At 61.2% G+C, this 16602-nt stretch carries 13 protein-coding genes; 5 read left to right on the top strand and 8 right to left on the bottom strand.

The genetic code is table 11. The features are described 5' to 3' along the window. Nucleotides 1-92: 92 nt before the first annotated feature. Nucleotides 93-593: a disulfide bond formation protein B gene (locus ACSQ17_RS00065; RefSeq protein WP_436067063.1), complete on the bottom strand. Its 501-nt coding sequence runs from the start codon at nucleotides 591-593 to the stop codon at nucleotides 93-95. 278 nt (nucleotides 594-871) lie between these two features. On the opposite strand from ACSQ17_RS00065, the gene ACSQ17_RS00060 reads away from it, so the two are divergent. Then, nucleotides 872-1372 (top strand): DUF1203 domain-containing protein, encoded by a 501-nt coding sequence (locus ACSQ17_RS00060; protein ID WP_436067062.1) that lies wholly within the window; start codon nucleotides 872-874, stop codon nucleotides 1370-1372. Nucleotides 1373-1442: 70 nt separating this feature from the next. Here the strand turns inward: ACSQ17_RS00060 and ACSQ17_RS00055 are convergent, their stop codons facing one another. Further along, nucleotides 1443-1631 (bottom strand): hypothetical protein, encoded by a 189-nt coding sequence (locus ACSQ17_RS00055; RefSeq protein WP_436067061.1) that lies wholly within the window; start codon nucleotides 1629-1631, stop codon nucleotides 1443-1445. 230 nt (nucleotides 1632-1861) lie between these two features. Between ACSQ17_RS00055 and katG the strand changes: the two genes are divergently transcribed. Together katG and ACSQ17_RS00045 are read left to right on the top strand one after the other, a co-directional pair. Then, nucleotides 1862-4072, top strand: a complete 2211-nt coding sequence (katG, locus tag ACSQ17_RS00050) for a catalase/peroxidase HPI (RefSeq protein ID WP_436067060.1) — start codon at nucleotides 1862-1864, stop codon at nucleotides 4070-4072. Between the two features lie 244 nt (nucleotides 4073-4316). Beyond that, a complete protein-coding gene (locus ACSQ17_RS00045) occupies nucleotides 4317-4787 on the top strand; it encodes an ATP-dependent zinc protease family protein (RefSeq protein WP_436070398.1) in 471 nt (156 codons plus the stop codon). A gap of 43 nt (nucleotides 4788-4830) precedes the next feature. On the opposite strand, the gene ACSQ17_RS00040 is transcribed toward ACSQ17_RS00045, so the two are convergent. Together ACSQ17_RS00040 and ACSQ17_RS00035 are read right to left on the bottom strand one after the other, a co-directional pair. Further along, nucleotides 4831-5883, bottom strand: coding sequence for a hypothetical protein (locus ACSQ17_RS00040; RefSeq protein ID WP_436067059.1), 1053 nt, complete (start codon nucleotides 5881-5883; stop codon nucleotides 4831-4833). Nucleotides 5884-5922: 39 nt separating this feature from the next. Next, on the bottom strand, nucleotides 5923-6720 hold the full coding sequence (locus ACSQ17_RS00035) for an SDR family NAD(P)-dependent oxidoreductase (protein WP_436067058.1): 798 nt from the start codon (nucleotides 6718-6720) through the stop codon (nucleotides 5923-5925). Between the two features lie 121 nt (nucleotides 6721-6841). Here ACSQ17_RS00035 and ACSQ17_RS00030 point away from each other — a divergent pair, with 121 nt between their 5' ends. Then, complete coding sequence (locus tag ACSQ17_RS00030) at nucleotides 6842-7846, top strand: AraC family transcriptional regulator ligand-binding domain-containing protein (protein WP_436067057.1); 1005 nt, start codon at nucleotides 6842-6844, stop codon at nucleotides 7844-7846. Nucleotides 7847-8211: 365 nt separating this feature from the next. On the opposite strand, the gene ACSQ17_RS00025 is transcribed toward ACSQ17_RS00030, so the two are convergent. The 4 genes from ACSQ17_RS00025 to ACSQ17_RS00010 form a co-directional block, all read right to left on the bottom strand. After that, nucleotides 8212-9615 carry an efflux transporter outer membrane subunit gene (locus ACSQ17_RS00025; RefSeq protein WP_436067056.1) on the bottom strand — a complete coding sequence of 468 codons (1404 nt, stop codon included), beginning with the start codon at nucleotides 9613-9615 and terminating at the stop codon, nucleotides 8212-8214. Beyond that, complete coding sequence (locus ACSQ17_RS00020; RefSeq protein WP_436067055.1) at nucleotides 9612-12791, bottom strand: efflux RND transporter permease subunit; 3180 nt, start codon at nucleotides 12789-12791, stop codon at nucleotides 9612-9614. Before ACSQ17_RS00020 ends, ACSQ17_RS00025 begins: the two co-directional genes overlap by 4 nt. A gap of 100 nt (nucleotides 12792-12891) precedes the next feature. After that, nucleotides 12892-14130 (bottom strand): multidrug efflux RND transporter periplasmic adaptor subunit MexE, encoded by a 1239-nt coding sequence (gene mexE / locus ACSQ17_RS00015; RefSeq protein WP_436067054.1) that lies wholly within the window; start codon nucleotides 14128-14130, stop codon nucleotides 12892-12894. Nucleotides 14131-14303: 173 nt separating this feature from the next. Next, nucleotides 14304-15221 (bottom strand): LysR family transcriptional regulator, encoded by a 918-nt coding sequence (locus tag ACSQ17_RS00010; protein ID WP_233684904.1) that lies wholly within the window; start codon nucleotides 15219-15221, stop codon nucleotides 14304-14306. A gap of 261 nt (nucleotides 15222-15482) precedes the next feature. Here ACSQ17_RS00010 and ACSQ17_RS00005 point away from each other — a divergent pair, with 261 nt between their 5' ends. Next, a complete protein-coding gene (locus tag ACSQ17_RS00005; protein WP_436067053.1) occupies nucleotides 15483-16505 on the top strand; it encodes a zinc-dependent alcohol dehydrogenase family protein in 1023 nt (340 codons plus the stop codon). The last annotated feature ends 97 nt before the right edge of the window (nucleotides 16506-16602 follow it).

Here is a 16602-nt window from a genome sequence, read left to right as displayed (position 1 = left end):
GCGATAAGTCGCCATTTTCACGCGAATATCGGCAGAAAACCGCTTATCCAAGGAGGGGTTGGCCGCTGTCGCCAACCCCTCAGGCCACTGACTCAGCGGCGAATGGCACGCCAACTGGCCAGCAGACTCATCACCAGCAGCACCACCACACTCAGCAGCGTCCAGTAGGTGAACGACAGCCCGAGAATGCGGTGATCGTTTTCGCCACACACACCCGCGCTCATAAACACCTCAGGCAGCCATTCATGCAGCGGCAGGTAGAAGGCGTAGAACGGGAAGGGCGAGCAGCTGGAGCTTTCCAGCACTCCGCTTTCAATCAGCACCAGATGGCTATTGTCGTATACCGCCATACCGGCCGCGGCCAGCAGCAACGGCCATAAAGGCAAGGTCAGCCAGTGCAAGCCGATGCCTTCCAGCAGCAGGATCAGCAGGCTCAGAATACCGCCGCAGAGCAGCCACAAGCGAATCTGAATGCACAGGGTGCAAGGCTCCCAGCCGAACAGGTGTTGCAGCAGCAAGGCACCGCCGAGCATGGCAAAGCAGGCAAGGCAAATCAGGACGAGCAGGGGCTTGAGTGAGGTGGGGCGGGACATCTGAATCTCCGAAAGGCCAGGTCGATTGGCTTAAGCAGCCGTGTGCCACCCCATCAGATAGGCGGCACAGGCTTAAGTTGCAGCCCTGGTGGACGCAGCAGACACAGGGCCAACCGCGCAAGGATGATCGCCAGCGCATAGCTAGACAAGCCCGGATACCGCTACTGGGTGATTATTCCGTGTGTTCGGTCAACGCAGTTTGAAAGCCAGAACTGCATCGCGGGCGGCAAGGCGACTGGCTAATGTCTGCCACACCCCTCATGCACAGGTGTTCGGCGATGACTTCACTCCATAACGCAGTTGATGTGGTGCTACGTGTTCGCGGTATCAGCAGCGAAGAAGCTGAACGTATCTGGCAAGGCAGCCTGGACGCCAATGGCCAGTTGCCGTTGCGTCGGGTGGCGCAGGGGATGGCCAATCCGTGCCGACACTGCCTGAACCTGATCACCCCCGGCGCGAGCAAACTGGTCCTGGCCCACCGTCCCTTTACCCAGTTACAACCCTATGCTGAGACCGGCCCGATCTTTTTGCATACCGAGCCCTGTCAGCACTACGACCAGGCACAGCTACCGGCCTGGTTTGCGTTCCTTGAACCCGCGCTCATCAGGGGCTACGACAGTGATGATTGGATTCTCTATGACACCGGTCAGGTGGTGCCGGGGGCTGCACTGCATAACACCTGCCAGCAGATTCTCCGTGATCCTCGCGTGGCCTACGTGCACATCCGCTCCAAATTCAACTGTTTCCAGTGCCGGGTGGAACGTGCAAGCGCCGGCTAAATCAAATATGTCGGCCGGGCCCAAGCGTTAGTCAGACGCTGCTGAGCAGGTTCAGACAGGACGCCTTGGCTCAGCGTTTGAGCAACGCAGAATCCAGTTGGTTGAAGCACTGCACGATGCGCTCATGGCTGACATCGGCAAAAGTTTTTTGCGTCAGGCTGACCAGCACACCGGGTTTGACACGGCCGGAACGCAACTGGCGTTGCATGTATGCCAGTACCTCGGCGTCAGTGGCGGGGGAAGGGCTGGGTTGATTCACGGTCTGCGGCTCTTGCTGAATAAAATTCGACGTTCGGTGAGTGTGCCCGATTCGCTGCGCTTTAAGAATATTCACTCACAATTGCCAGCTCAGTGCCGGACATTAATCCATCGTCCTGGCGTCATATTCCCTGACTACTATAAAGGTCATACCGAAATCCTATTGGCCCGTTCGCCGTCCAGCTACCAAGCTGAGTCCACCCCGTTAGGTGAATACAACAGGAGAGAATCATGTCCAATGAAGCGAAGTGCCCGTTCTCGGGCGGTGCCGGCAAGAACAGCGTGACTGGTGGCGCCCCGAAGAACGCCGATTGGTGGCCCAACCAGCTCAACCTGAAAATCCTCCACCAGCATTCTGCAAAGTCCGACCCCATGGGCGCGGGCTTTAACTATGCCGACGAATTCAAGAGCCTTGATCTGCACGCCGTGGTCAAAGACCTCACCGCCCTGATGACCGATTCTCAGGACTGGTGGCCCGCTGACTGGGGCCACTACGGCGGTCTGATGATTCGCATGGCCTGGCACGCCGCCGGCACCTACCGCATCCACGATGGCCGTGGCGGTGCAGGCACCGGCAACCAGCGTTTTGCTCCGCTCAACAGCTGGCCGGACAACGGCAACCTAGACAAGGCACGTCGCCTGCTCTGGCCGATCAAGCAAAAGTACGGGCGCAAACTCTCCTGGGCCGACTTGTTCGTCCTGGCCGGTAACGTTGCACTGGAATCCATGGGCTTCAAAACCTTCGGCTTTGCCGGTGGTCGTCCGGATATCTGGGAGCCGGAAGAAGACACCTACTGGGGTTCGGAAACCGAGTGGCTGGCCACCAGCGAAAAACCACACAGCCGTTACACCGGTAATCGCGAGCTGGAAAACCCGCTGGCCGCCGTGCAGATGGGCCTGATCTACGTCAACCCGGAAGGCCCGGACGGCAACCCTGACCCCATCGCCTCGGGGCGTGATGTACGTGAAACCTTCGCCCGCATGGCCATGAATGATGAAGAAACCGTAGCCCTGGTAGCCGGTGGTCACACCTTCGGTAAAGCCCACGGTGCCGGCGACCCCGCACTGGTAGGCCCCGAGCCGGAAGCTGCACCGCTTGAAGAGCAGGGCCTGGGCTGGATCAACAAACTCGGCACCGGCAAAGGCGTGCACACCACCACCAGCGGTATCGAAGGTGCCTGGAAACCCAACCCCACCACTTGGGATAACGGCTATTTCGACATGCTGTTCGGCTACGAGTGGGAACTGACCAAAAGCCCGGCAGGCGCCAAACAGTGGACGCCGAAAAACTGCAAGCCCGAGCACCTGATTACGGACGCCCATGACCCGGCGAAGAAACACCCGCCGATGATGACCACCGCCGATATGTCGCTGCGCATGGACCCGGCCTACGAGAAAATCTCGCGCCGCTTCCACCAGAACCCTCAGGAGTTCGCCGACGCCTTCGCCCGCGCCTGGTTCAAACTCACCCACCGCGACATGGGCCCGCGCGCCCGTTACCTCGGCCCGCTGGTACCGGCCGAAGTGCTGATCTGGCAAGACCCGGTGCCGGCCGTTGACCATGCCCTGGTCGATGCTCAGGACATTGCAGCGCTGAAAGCCAAGGTACTGGCATCCGGCCTGTCGATTGGCCAACTGGTCAACACCGCCTGGGCTTCGGCTTCCACCTTCCGTGGCAGCGACAAGCGCGGCGGGGCCAATGGCGCACGTATTCGTCTGGCGCCGCAGAAAGACTGGGAGGTTAACCAACCGGCCGAACTGGCCAAGGTATTGGCTGTACTGGAAGGCATTCAGAAGGACTTCAATGCAGCAGCTGCCGGCGGCAAGAAAATCTCCCTGGCCGACCTGATCGTCCTCGCCGGTGGCGCCGCTGTCGAAGCCGCAGCGAAGAAGGGCGGTGTTGACGCCGTGGTGCCATTCACGCCTGGCCGCACCGATGCTACTCAGGCGCAGACTGACGTCGACTCCTTCGCGGTACTGGAGCCCAAGGCAGACGGCTTCCGCAACTACACCCGCAAGGGTTACGAGGGCGTGGCAGCCGAGCTGTTGATCGACAAGGCGCAACTGCTGGAACTGACCTCACCGGAGCTGACCGTGCTGATTGGCGGTCTGCGTGCCTTGAATGCCAATGCTGGCAAAGCCCAGCACGGCGTGTTCACCAAACGCCCGGAAACCCTGAGCAATGACTTCTTCGTCAACCTGCTCGACATGGGCACCAAGTGGCAGAAGTCGGCTACCGACGGTGTGCTGGAAGGCCGCGACCGCAAAACCGGCGACCTGAAATGGACCGGCACCCAGGTGGACCTGGTGTTTGGCTCCAACTCCCAGCTGCGTGCCCTGGCTGAGGTCTACGCCACCAGCGATGCACAAGGGAAGTTCGTGCAGGACTTCGTCGCCGCCTGGACCAAGGTGATGAACCTGGATCGCTTCGATCTGAAGTAATCCCGCTAACGGCTTAACACGCCGTATGTGAAACCACTTCGCCCTGTCATGGTCATTCATGACGGGGCGAAGTGGCTATAGGAACAGGTGCTATAAGTGCCTGATTCAGTTTGAATTCAGCCAGCATCGTTATTGTGGCCCCACGTTCAATCTCGACTGGAGCCTCAGCATGCGTAACCTCGTACCGTCCCCACAGATCACCGCAACGCTGGCATTGTGCGCCGCACTGTTCAGCACCGGCGCGATGGCCAACCAGCCGCAGATCTATGGCCTGCATGAGCACGTTTCCCTGCATGAGCTGGCCCTGAAACTGCCCGCCAAACTCGATACCGGGGCAGAAACCGCCTCGCTCAGCGCCAAGAATATTGAAGTGTTCAAACGTGATGGCGGCGAATGGGTGCGCTTCCAGGTGGGCCTGGATAACGCCAAACAGGCCCCAGTCATCGAAAAACCGCTGACGCGCATGAGCTATATCAAACGCCGCGCCGACGACCGCCAGCCCGGCGACAAGCAGCTGTATACCGCGCGCCCGGTGGTCGAGATGGATATCTGCGTGGGTGATGAGCTGAAGAATATCGAGGTCAACCTGACCGACCGCAGCGCTTTTGAATTCCCGCTGCTGATCGGCTCATCCGCGCTAAAAGAGTTCAATGCCGCAGTCAGCCCCGGCATTAAGTACTCCGCCGGGCAACCGAGCTGTACGCAGACCAGCTGAGAGCAGGGCTCCCAGCTGTAATTCTGGCTGTGCCAAGCCTGAATCAGGGGCGATGCAGGGTGCCGTGATGCGCTTCACCGACATAAAACGCGGGTTTCGCGCCCGGGAAGGCCCAGAATGGAGTCATTTCCGATGAGGGGAATACGTTGGGAAAGCGCGGATCGCGGGCCGATGGGCCGGCAATGGTTTTTTCCTGAACCATGGAAATGTACTGGTCAACGGAGTTTTCCAGGGTATTGCCATTGATGATGACCTCCACGCCCAGGGCTTTCGCATACTCGGCCACGCCACTGGCGGCGGACAAATGCGGGGCATAGGCATCGGCACTCACGCCGTTTTCACTGGTGACCCAGAGCCCTTCGTCGGTATGCACGACGATCGAGTGATTGCCCTCGGTGTGGCCCGGCGTATGCACCAGCGCCACGCCATCGCCGAGCATGATCGAGCCGTCGAATCTGACGATCTTGTCTTCGCCAATGCCCGCCAGGCCGTGGGGGCAATACCAGTCCGCCTGGTAGGGGTTCAAGTCGAGGGCCGAGGCCCATTCTTGCCGGTGCACCAGCAGCTTGGCGTTGGGCAACAACGCCGGCTGATTGGCCGTGCCCAGCCAGCGCCGCAGATCCTGGGTGTGCAGGTGGTCATAGGTGATGTAGTCGATATCCTCAGGCTTAAGCCCGAGCGCGGCGATGATGCTCGGCACGGTGTTTTGTCGTTTCAGCGCCAGGTTGGTGATGAAATCCGGGGTCTTGTCCTGCAGGCGACGGAAGAATGGCGTTTCACCGTTGCGCTCATGGTCGGACGGTGACACCAGCAGGGTTTTTACCCCCTCGGGGGTGTCGAACTGCACGACGAAAAGCCGGTTCTGGATATGCAGATACTCCACCCACTTTTCCCGGGAGAAGGCATTGCGCAGTCCGTAGCGCGACGGATAGGGCAGGCGCACCAGATCGAATGAGCGGAAATAGCGGGCCTTGGGACCGGCCAGCATATGCTTGCGAAAATCGCTCGCCGCCGCACGCGTGTCCTCGACCCTGGCCTGCTGTCCGCTCGCCTTGCGCGAGCCATCGAAATCGGTAATTGCCTTGAATTGCGTCACTGCCATCTCCTCGAATCGGGGTGGGTTCTTATTATCGGTTTAGCGGTAGCTGTCGGCGGTGAAGTGCTTTTTACCGCGTTCCGCTGCCTGCTTGGTCATGCGCAGGAACAGCCCTGGCGCGATGCTGCACAGCTTGCCCAGCAGGCCCTCATGCCAGGGAATAAACTGCTCCAGTGGGCGTTTGCGCATCACCGGGCCGAGGACGGCGCTGGCCACTTCCTCCGGGGTAAGGGCGCGAGCACCGGAAAAGGTCAGCGCGGCCTTTTCGTCACCGCGCTGCAACTCCAGCATGGCGGTTTTTACCGGCCCGGGACCGACCAGGCTGACGGCGATGCCATGGGGTTTGAGATCACCGGCGGCGGCGATACTGAAACCGCGCACGGCATATTTGCTGGTGGCGTAGATGGTGGTGCCGGGCGTGGCATAGAGCGATGCCAGTGATCCGATGTTGATGATGTGGCCGGCATAGCCCCGGGCGATCATGCTGGCGGCCACGGCATTGGTGCCGAGAATGACGCCCTTGACGTTGACGTCGAGCATCAGCTCGATATCGTCCAGTTGCAGCTCGCCGACTCTGCCGCTGCGCAACACCCCGGCCACGTTAATCAGCACATCCGCCGGGCAACGCTGCTCATCCAGCTGAGCCAGAAGTCGGTCCCATGAGTCCTGGCTGCGTACATCCAGCTTTATGCAAGTGACCTTGGCTTGGTGCTGCCAGCGCGATGTCAGTGCCGCCTCATCGACATCGGCCGCAATCACCCGATGCCCCTGTTTTATCGCCAGTTCGGCCATGCAGGCAGCAATGCCACTGGCGGCACCGGTAATTAGTAGATTCATCTGGCAGGCACCTTGAGGTAGCTTCTTGAAGTGCCCCATGGTGGCAAAAAAGCCCGCTTGCGGCTTGACAGTAGCTGCCGGTCAATTTGACACTTTGCGCCAACTTTCGAGGGCTCATGCTTTGCATAACAGGCGTTGCATTCCGGATAGCTTTGCCCTGCTGCTCTATGAGTATCTGGATGGCCAAGGTGCCAGCGCCGAACAGGTGCTCCGGCATCCGCGCCCGTCGCCAACCGTCAATGCCCTCGACGCCATGCCCATTCAGACCTGGGCCAGCCTGCTGCAGCGTGCCGCCGACCACCTGCACGACCCGCAGCTCGGTTTGCACCTGGGGCAAACCATCGCGGCCCGCCATGTGGGCGTGCTGGGTTACCTGGTGATGGCCTCGCATACCCTGGGCGAGGCCCTGACGCATATCCATCACTACCAGCGCCTGATCTACGACGTCACGCCGATGCTGGTCCGCCCACAACAGACCTGCGTAGACCTGGTCTGGGATGCGCAGCATGGGCGGCCCGGGCCGCTGGTTGACGAAACCGCCATCACCGCCTTATTGCAGCTGGGGCGCACGCTCAGCGGCGGGGACGTTAGGCCGATCGAGGTGCATTTCATCAATCCACGTCCCGCTGATCTGCAGCCTTATCTCGACTTCTTCGCCTGCCCGGTGCTTTTCGCCCAGGCGGAAACCCTGGTGCGCCTCGACCGGGCAACCCTGCAAGCGCCGCTCAATAGCGCCGACCCGGCCCTGCTCAAACTGATGCAGCAACAGGCCGATGCCCTGCTGTGCGCATTGCCAGCGGGGCTACCGGTTATCGACCAGGTGCGCCGCCTGATTGGGCGCATGCCCCATGGGCAGGAGCCCGGCATTGCGTGCATTGCTCGGGCGGTGGGGCTGTCGCCGCGCACCTTGCAGCGGCGCTTGCGCGAGGCGAACACCTGTCTGCGCGACGAAATTGCCGCCGTGCGCAGGGAGATTGCCGAGCGTTACTTGCGCGAGACACGCCTGAGTCTGATGGATATCGCCATGCTCCTGGGTTACTCCGAGCACAGCGCCTTCACCCGTAGTTTCCGCCGTTGGACGGGGCAGAGCCCCCGGCACTATCGCCAGGCCCAGCGGCACGGGTAATTCCGTTCGATCTTTTGAGTCGGACTTCTACTTGGTAAAGGGTTCACTGCCCATGCAAATAAAAAATCCCCACGGCAAGGAGCAACTGCCGTGGGGCGCGAAGGGGTTGGCCAAGCCAACCGGGGGGAGAGTCTGTAAGAACCGGCTTACAATCTGCTGCGCTTCGGCCCTGCTGCGTTAAACACAGGCTCGGTAAGCCGCTTGCGGCTAACGCGCTTTAGCGCGACCCGAAGGGCGAGTGAAACGAGTAATGCTCATTTACACCAGTAAACTCCGCTTCCTTGCCGTTTTGACCAGCCGAGGGCTGTTACTACGTAGCGCCTTGCAGGTCTCTAGCTCGCGAGATCGTAAACAGGTTCTCAAGGTTAAGCGTTAGGCTGCCAGCCGCCGCCAAGGGCCTTGTAGATGGCGACGATGCCGCTATACAGCTCGACTTCCGCCTGGGCCTGGGCGTCTTCGGCGTTTAGGCGTTCGCGTTCGGCGTCCAGCAGCACGAGGAAATCCACTTCACCTTCGCGGTAGCGCACGCGGGCCTGTTCGGCGGCGGCGCGGCTGGCGTCGGATTGGCGCAGCAGGGCGAGCAGGCGCTGTTGGCGTTTGCCGTAGTCACTAAAGGCGTTGGCGGATTCCTCCAGGGCCAGCAGCACCTGTTGCTCATAGTTGGCCAGTGCGCCATCGGCTTCGGCTTCGGCCCCGCGCAGGCGCGCACGCACACTGCCCAGATCAAAGGCGGCCCAGCTGATGGTTGGCGCAAGGCCCCAGGCCTGCGCCGCGGACGAGCCCAGCTGCGAGCCACGCCCGGCGGTAAAGCCGAGAAAGCCGCTAAGACTCACTCTGGGGAACAGATCCGCGGTGGCCACGCCGATATTGGCGGTGGCGGCGGCCAGTTGCCGTTCGGCGGCGCGGATATCCGGACGGCGGCGCAGCAACTCGCCGGGGTCGCCAACCGGCAGGGCCTTGGCGATGGCGGGCAGATCCTGGGCCGAGAGGTCCACGCTCAATTGATCCGGGCGCTGGCCGAGCAGGGTGGCGATGCGGTGTTTAGCGCGCTGCTGCTGCGCTTGCAGTTGCGGCAGGCTGGCTTCGGTGCTGGCCAGGCGTGCGTCGCTGCGCAGTACATCGAGCTGGCTACCAACGCCGGCTTCACGCAGCTGCTCGGTAATGGCGCGGGATTCCTGCTGGTTGTTCAGGTTGTCACGGGCGATACGCTCACGCAGTTGCGCGCCGCGCAGGCTGCCGTAGGCATCTACCAGTTCGGCGATCAGGCTGACCTGCAGCTGCTGATAATCGGCTTCGGCCACATCCAACTCGGCATCGCTGGCTTCCAGTTGGCGCTGGATGCGGCCAAACAGGTCCAGCTCCCAGAGCATGTCCAGGCCCAGGTCGTAACGTTCGCCGCGCACGCGCTGCTCGGTTACGCCGGGTTGCTGGGCTTTGCCAAACTCACCACTGGCGCGGCTGGTGATGGTCGGCAGCTGATCGTTGCCGATGTCATCACGGATGGCCTGGGCCGCCCGCAGGCGGGCAAAGGCCACGCGCAGTTGGCGGTTCTCCTGCAACGATTGCTCGACCAGCTGGTTAAGTACCGGGTCATCGAACTGCTGCCACCAGCTGGCTTCAAAGCGCGAGCGGTCGTAGCTACTGCTTTGCGCGCTGCTCAGTGTGCCGGCCTCGGTCTGCGGGGCCTGGTAGTCCGGGCCTACGGCGCAGGCCGTCAGCGCCAGGGTCAGCAGGCTGATGGCCAGAGGCTTGGCGTTAAGGGACTTCATACCTGCACCTCCTGCAGACGGGTTACTTTCTGCGCCTCGCGCTTCTCCACGAAGGCGCGGATCAGCACATAGAACAGCGGGGTCAGCAGCAGGCCGAAGAAGGTCACGCCGAGCATGCCACTGAATACCGCCACGCCCATGGCATGACGCATTTCTGCGCCAGCGCCGGAAGACAGCACCAACGGCACCACACCCATGATGAAGGCGAAACTGGTCATCAGAATCGGCCGCAGACGAAGGCGGCAGGCTTCCAGTACCGCGCTCACGCGGTCCATGCCTTCTTCCTGTTTCTCCTTGGCGAATTCGACGATAAGAATGGCGTTCTTACAGGCCAATCCCACCAGTACGATCAAGCCGATCTGGGTGAAGATGTTGTTGTCGCCCCCCGCCAGGATCACCCCGGTGATGGCCGACAGCAGGGTCATCGGTACGATCAGGATCACTGCCAGCGGCAAGCTCCAGCTCTCGTACTGGGCGGCCAGTACCAGGAAGGCCAGCAGTACGCAGAGCGGGAAGACGAAGATCGCGCTGTTACCTGCGAGAATCTGCTGGTAGGTCAGGTCGGTCCACTCGAAGCTCATGCCGTTGGGCAGTTCTTCCTTGAGCAGTTTGGCCATCGCCGCTTCGGCCTGGCCGGAGCTGTAACCGGGCGCTGCCGCGCCGTTGATCTCGGCAGTGAGGAAGCCGTTGTAGTGCATCACCCGGTCCGGGCCTGAGCTGGCATCCACCTTGAGGAAGGCCGACAGCGGCACCATTTCCCCGCGGTTATTGCGCACCTTTAGCTGGCCGATCTGCTCCGGCTCCAGGCGGAACTGCTGCTCGGCTTGCACGTTGACCTGATAGGTACGGCCAAAGCGGTTGAAGTCGTTGGCGTACAGCGAACCCAGGTAGATCTGCATGGTGTCGAAGATGTCGCTGATCGCCACGCCGTGGGTCTTGGCTTTTTCGCGGTCGATGGCGGCATCGATCTGCGGCACATTCACCTGGTAGCTGGTGAACACCGACATCGGATCCAGCTCTGGCAGCGCGCGGGCCTTGGCGATAACGTTCTGGGTTTGCACGTACAGCTCGTCATAGCCGAGGTTGCCACGGTCCTGCACCTGCAGGCGGAAGCCGCCGATGGTGCCCAGACCCTGCACCGGTGGTGGCGGGAAGATGGCGATATAGGCGTCCTGAATCTCGCTGAACTGCGCGTTCAGCTCGGCCGCAATCGCCGTGGCGCTCATCGACGGATCACTGCGCTCATCGAACGGTTTCAGCGGGGTGAAGACGATGCCGCTGTTCGGACTGTTGGTGAAGCCGTTGATCGACAGGCCGGGGAAGGCCACGGTGTTTTCCACACCAGGATGCTTGCCGGCGATTTCCGACATTTTCTTGATCACGTCTTCGGTGCGGTCCAGGGTCGCGGCATCCGGCAGCTGGGCGAAGGCCACCAGGTACTGCTTGTCCTGCGCCGGCACGAAACCGCTCGGCGTGCTGGCAAAGCCCAGGTAGGTCAGCCCCATCAAGCCGGCGTAAACGAACAGGGCGATGCCGCTGCCGCGCAAGACGCGCTTCACCGTGCCGACATAGCCATGGCTGGCGCGGTCAAAGGCGCGGTTAAACGGGTTGAACAGCCAGCCGCCAAAGAGTTTGTCGAGCACCTTGGAGAAACGGTCTTTCGGCGCGTCGTGGCTTTTCAGCAGCACGGCGGCCAGGGCAGGGGACAGGGTCAGCGAGTTGAAGGCCGAGATCACCGTGGAGATGGCAATCGTCAGCGCAAACTGCTGGTAGAACTGCCCGGTAAGCCCGGAGATAAAGGCTGTGGGGATAAACACCGCGCACAGTACCAGGGCCGTGGCGACGATCGGGCCGGTGACTTCCTTCATCGCCTGCTTGGTGGCCTCTACCGGGGTTTTGCCCAGGCCGATATTCCGTTCAACGTTTTCCACCACCACGATGGCGTCGTCCACCACGATGCCGATGGCCAGCACCAGGCCGAACAGCGACAGCGCGTTGAGCGAGAAGCCGAACATGTGCATCACGGCAAAGGTACCGATCAACGATACCGGCACGGCGGCCAGCGGAATGATCGACGCGCGCCAGGTTTGCAGGAACAGAATCACCACCAGCACCACCAGAATGATGGCTTCCAGCAGGGTATGTACCACCGCCTCGATGGAGCCCCGCACGAAGATGGTCGGGTCATAGACGATCTCGTAGTCCACACCCTGCGGGAAGCTCTGTTTCAGCTCAGCCATGCGCGCGCGCACCGCATCGGAAATCTCGATGGCGTTGGATCCGGGACGCTGGAAAACCGGGATGGCAACCGCCGGCTTGTTGTTCAGCAAGGAGCGCAGGGCATATTGGCTGGAGCCCAGCTCAATGCGCGCGATGTCTTTCAAACGGGTGATTTCACCGTTTTCACCGGCGCGAATGATGATGTTCTCGAACTCTTCCTCGCTGACCAGACGGCCTTGAGTGTTGATCGACAGCTGGAAGCTGTTGCCGGCATCCGAGGGCGGCGCACCGAGCGAGCCGGCTGCAACCTGACGGTTCTGTTCGCGAATGGCATTGACCACGTCGCTGGCGGCCAGGCCCCGTGACGCGACCTTGTTCGGATCAAGCCAGACCCGCAGCGAGTAGTTACCCAAGCCAAACAGCTGTACATCACCCACGCCATCCAGACGCGCCAGCTCGTCCTTGACGTTGAGCGCTGCGTAGTTGGAGAGGTACAGCATGTCGTAGCGGTCATCCGGCGAGGTCAGGTGCACGACCATGGTCAGGTCGGGCGAGGCCTTGTCGACGGTCACGCCGAGACGCTGCACTTCGGTGGGCAGGGTCGGCATGGTCCGGGTGACGCGGTTCTGCACCTGCACCTGGGCTTTGTCCAAGTCGGTACCGAGGGCGAAGGTCAGGGTTAGGGTCATCTTGCCGTCGGCCGTGCCCTGGGAAGACATATAGAGCATGCCTTCCACACCGGTAATCGCCTGTTCCAGCGGCGAGGCAACGGTTTCACCGATGACCTTGGGGTTGGCACCAGGAAAGGCCGCGCGGACCACCACAGTGGGCGGCACCACTTCCGGGTATTCGCTGATCGGCAGCTGGAACAGCGAGATGGCACCGCCGATCAGGATCAGCAGTGACAGCACGGCGGCGAAAATCGGCCGCTGAATAAAGAATTGCGAGAAGTTCATCAGAAAGTCCTCGGACGCTGGTGCGCCAGGCCCAAACGGCCACGCGCACCCTACGAATCAGGTTGTCGGGTAGGGGGCGCAGTACGCCCCAGGCGTCATGTCAGCCGCGCGGCTTGCCGCTGTTGGTATCTTGCTTGGCGACCCGTGGCGCATCGTGCTCATCGACTGACTGGCGCAGGCGCAGCAGTTGGGCGAGGGTGGCCTCGTCGGCCATGGGTACGTTCTGCGGGTCGACTGTGGCACCGGGGAAGGCGCGTTGCAGGCCGTTGACCACGATCTTCTCGCCCTTGACCAGGCCCTGACGCACGATGCGCAGGCCTTCGAGCTTTGGCCCCAGTTCAATGGCGCGGTATTGCACGGCGTTGTCCTTGTCGAGCACCAGGACGAACTTCTTGCCCAGGTCGGTGCCGACCGCTTCATCCTTGATCAACGCGGCGGCGTACTGACCGCTGCCAACCAGTTTCAGGCGTGCGTACAGACCCGGTGTGAAGCGGCCATCACGGTTATCGAACACCGCGCGGCCACGGATGGTACCGGTCTGCGGGTTAACCTGGTTGTCGAGAAAGTCCAACTGTCCCAGGTGCGGGTGACCGTCTTCGCTGGACAGGCCCAGGTACACCGGGCTGGCATCACGCGCCTGAGCACCGGCCTGGCGTGCCAACTCGACGTACTTGAGGAACACGCGCTCATCAGCATCGAAATAGGCGTACACCTTGTCGGTGCTGACCAGGGTGGTCAGCAGGCTCTGCCCGGCATTGACCAGGTTGCCCTCGGTGATTTCTGCCCGGCTGACGCGGCCATCAATCGGCGCGGTAACGCGGGTAAAACTCAAGTTGAGACGGGCGTTATCCAGTTCTGCCTGAATGCCGGCCACTGCAGCTTTGGCTTCGGCGGCGGCGCTGGCGCGGGCATCCGCCAGTTCGGCAGAGATGGCGTTGCTCTGGCGCAGGCGTTCGCCGCGATTGGCCTCACTTTGCGTGCGCGCCTGGCTAGCACGGGCTTGCTGCAGCTGAGCCTCGAAGCGTTTAACTTCGGCCTGGAACGGCCGGGGGTCGATCTGGAACAGCAGGTCGCCTTTCTTCACCAGGCTGCCTTCGGCAAAGGCAACGCGATCAACGAAACCGGATACCCGTGGGCGGATCTCGACCGATTCAGGCGCTTCCAGACGTCCGGTGAATTCATCCCATTCATTGATCGGCTGTTCGATGACTGCTGCCACGCTGACTTTTGCTGCTGGCATCTGCTGTGCAGTTTCCGGCGCTTTACCGCATGCGCTCAAGACCAGCACTGCGGCCAGGGCCAAAGGGAAATGCCAGCGATTGTTATTGGACTGTTCCATGTGTGTATCCGCCCGAGGGTGTTGTGATGGGGCGGAGTCTGCTGCGCGCTTTGGCGTTGAACGAATCGAATGCTGCGAAGGTGACTATCATCGTGAATGATGATGAAGGGGCTTATATCGATTTCAACTATGTGGGCAAGGTGCTCGGACGCACCTTGATTGCGGGGCAGGGCTTACTCCAGGCTGTCCGGATCACCGCAGAACATCTGGATGCGCGAACGCAGCCAGCGTTCCGCCGGGTCGTTGTCCTGAGCGCCACGCCAGGCCATGTGCAGTTCGAAGGTCTGCGTCGGCAGGGGCAGTTCTTCGGCACGAACCCCGCCCGCAGAGGTCAATGCTGCTGCGGTGTAATCCGGCACGGTGGCGAGAATATCGGTGCCGGCGAGCAGGGTGCCCAGGCCATTAAACTGGGGCAGGGCGAGTACTACGCGACGCTTGCGACCCAGTTTTTCCAGTTCGGTATCGATAAAACCACCCAAGTCGCCGGCAAAGGACACCAACGCGTGCGGCCTGGCGCAGAAGTCATCCAGGCTCAGCGCGCCTGGTGCGGTATCGGCACGTAGCAGCTTCGGCTTGCTACGGCGCAGCACTTTGCGCTTGGCGTTGGCGGGCAATTCCTCGGTATAGGCAACGCCCACGGAAATCTCCCCGGAGGCCAGCAAAGCAGGCATCAGCAGGTAGTTGGTACGGCGAATCACCAGTACCACGCCGGGTGCTTCGGCGCGCAGGCGTTTGATCAGCGGTGGCAATAGACCGAATTCGACATCATCCGACAGGCCAATACGAAATACCGCATTGCTGGTGGCTGGATGAAAATCTGCTGCACGACTGACTGCCGTAGAGATCGAATCCAGCGCTGGCGAGAGCAGGGCGGCAATCTCCATGGCGCGGGCGGTGGGTTCCATGCTGCGGCCGGTGCGCACAAACAATGGGTCATCGAACAGGCTGCGCAAACGGGCGAGGGCAGCACTGATAGCCGGCTGGCCGAGAAACAGTTTTTCCGCCGCACGGGTCACGCTGCGTTCATGCATCAGCGTTTCAAAGACGATCAGCAGGTTGAGATCGACGCGGCGAAGATCGTTACGGTTCATCCGGTGTCCATTCTGGAGTGGCTGCGGTTTTGCGCGCGAATCAGGCTAATGCCGAATGCTGTCACCAGGCAATATGCGCGGAGAAATGATGTGTGCGTGACGCATCATCACCGACAAGCATGGTGAATATCAGCCCTGAGCGGTGGAATTGATGGCAAAGCCCGGATAAAGTCCGTGGCCATAAGAGGTCGCCATGACTGTATCGCGCAGAAATGCTGAACAGCTGCCGCGACCTGAATGGGTCAAACGAAGAGGTTTGCGATGTCCCGCATAGTGCGTTTCCACGAATTTGGTGAGGCCGATGTCCTCAAGATCGAAGAGCGCCAAGCACCTGCGCCCGCTGCAGGTGAAGTGCTGGTCGGTGTTGAAGCCGTAGGTGTCAGCTGGTACGACGTGCTCTGGCGGCAGAACCTGGCCAATACACCGACGCAATTACCAGCAGGCCTGGGCCACGAACTGGCCGGTGTGGTGCTGGCCGTCGGCGATGGCGTGACTGATTTGGCGGTGGGCGATCGAGTAGCGAGCTTCCCGGGGCACAGCGCCAACCGTTATCCCAGTTATGCAGAGCACGTGGTGTTGCCACGCAGTTCCTTGGCGCGTTACCCGGACAACCTGACCGTACAACAGGCCGCCGTGCACTATCTGCCGTCGATGGTCGGCTGGTTCGGTTTCAACGAACTGGCACGTTTGCAGCCCGGTGAAACCGTGTTGGTAACGGCCGCAAGCCGCTGTTGGGGTCCGTACATCGTGCAAATGGGCAAAGCCCTGGGCGCAACGGTCATTGCAGCCACAGCTTTTGCCGAGGACAGCGATTTTCTCAAGCAGCTGGGCGCTGATCACATCATCCTCACTGAGGAGCAGGATCTGGTCAGCCGCGTCAGCAAGCTCACCGATGGCCGTGGCGTGAACGTGGTGATGGACGCACTCGGAGGCCCGCAGATGTGCCTGCTGGGTGATGCCATCGCGCCACGCGGTCGACTGATCCTGTTTGATCTGCAAGGCGGCAACGAAACGCCGTTCCCAGCCTGCGCAGCGTTCCAGAAGAACATTCAGTTCTTCGTGCATTGCATCGGCAACTTCACCGGCAAGGAAGAGCTGAATATTCCGCAGGATGCAGCCGCTGTTGCCAAGGCCGTGCAAGGCATCAATCAGCTGACGGCAGATGGTTTGCTCAAGCCGCTGGTCGACAAGGTGTACAGATTCGACGAAGTAGTCGAAGCGCATCGTTACATGGAAACGTGCCCAAGCCGTGGCCGTGTAGTGCTGGATCTTGGTGCAGGTTAAACATAACTCACATTATGCGAAGCCCGAATTAGGGCGAGAGCAGTGAATCCTGAGTGATCTGGGTTCACCGCTCGCAGCATGCTAGTTCGTATAATGT

Source organism: Pseudomonas sp. LjRoot71 (genome assembly GCF_964253255.1).
Lineage (GTDB): Bacteria > Pseudomonadota > Gammaproteobacteria > Pseudomonadales > Pseudomonadaceae > Aquipseudomonas.
Note: the sequence above shows the minus strand (reverse complement) of the source record. Positions and strands in the feature narration are given on the sequence as shown.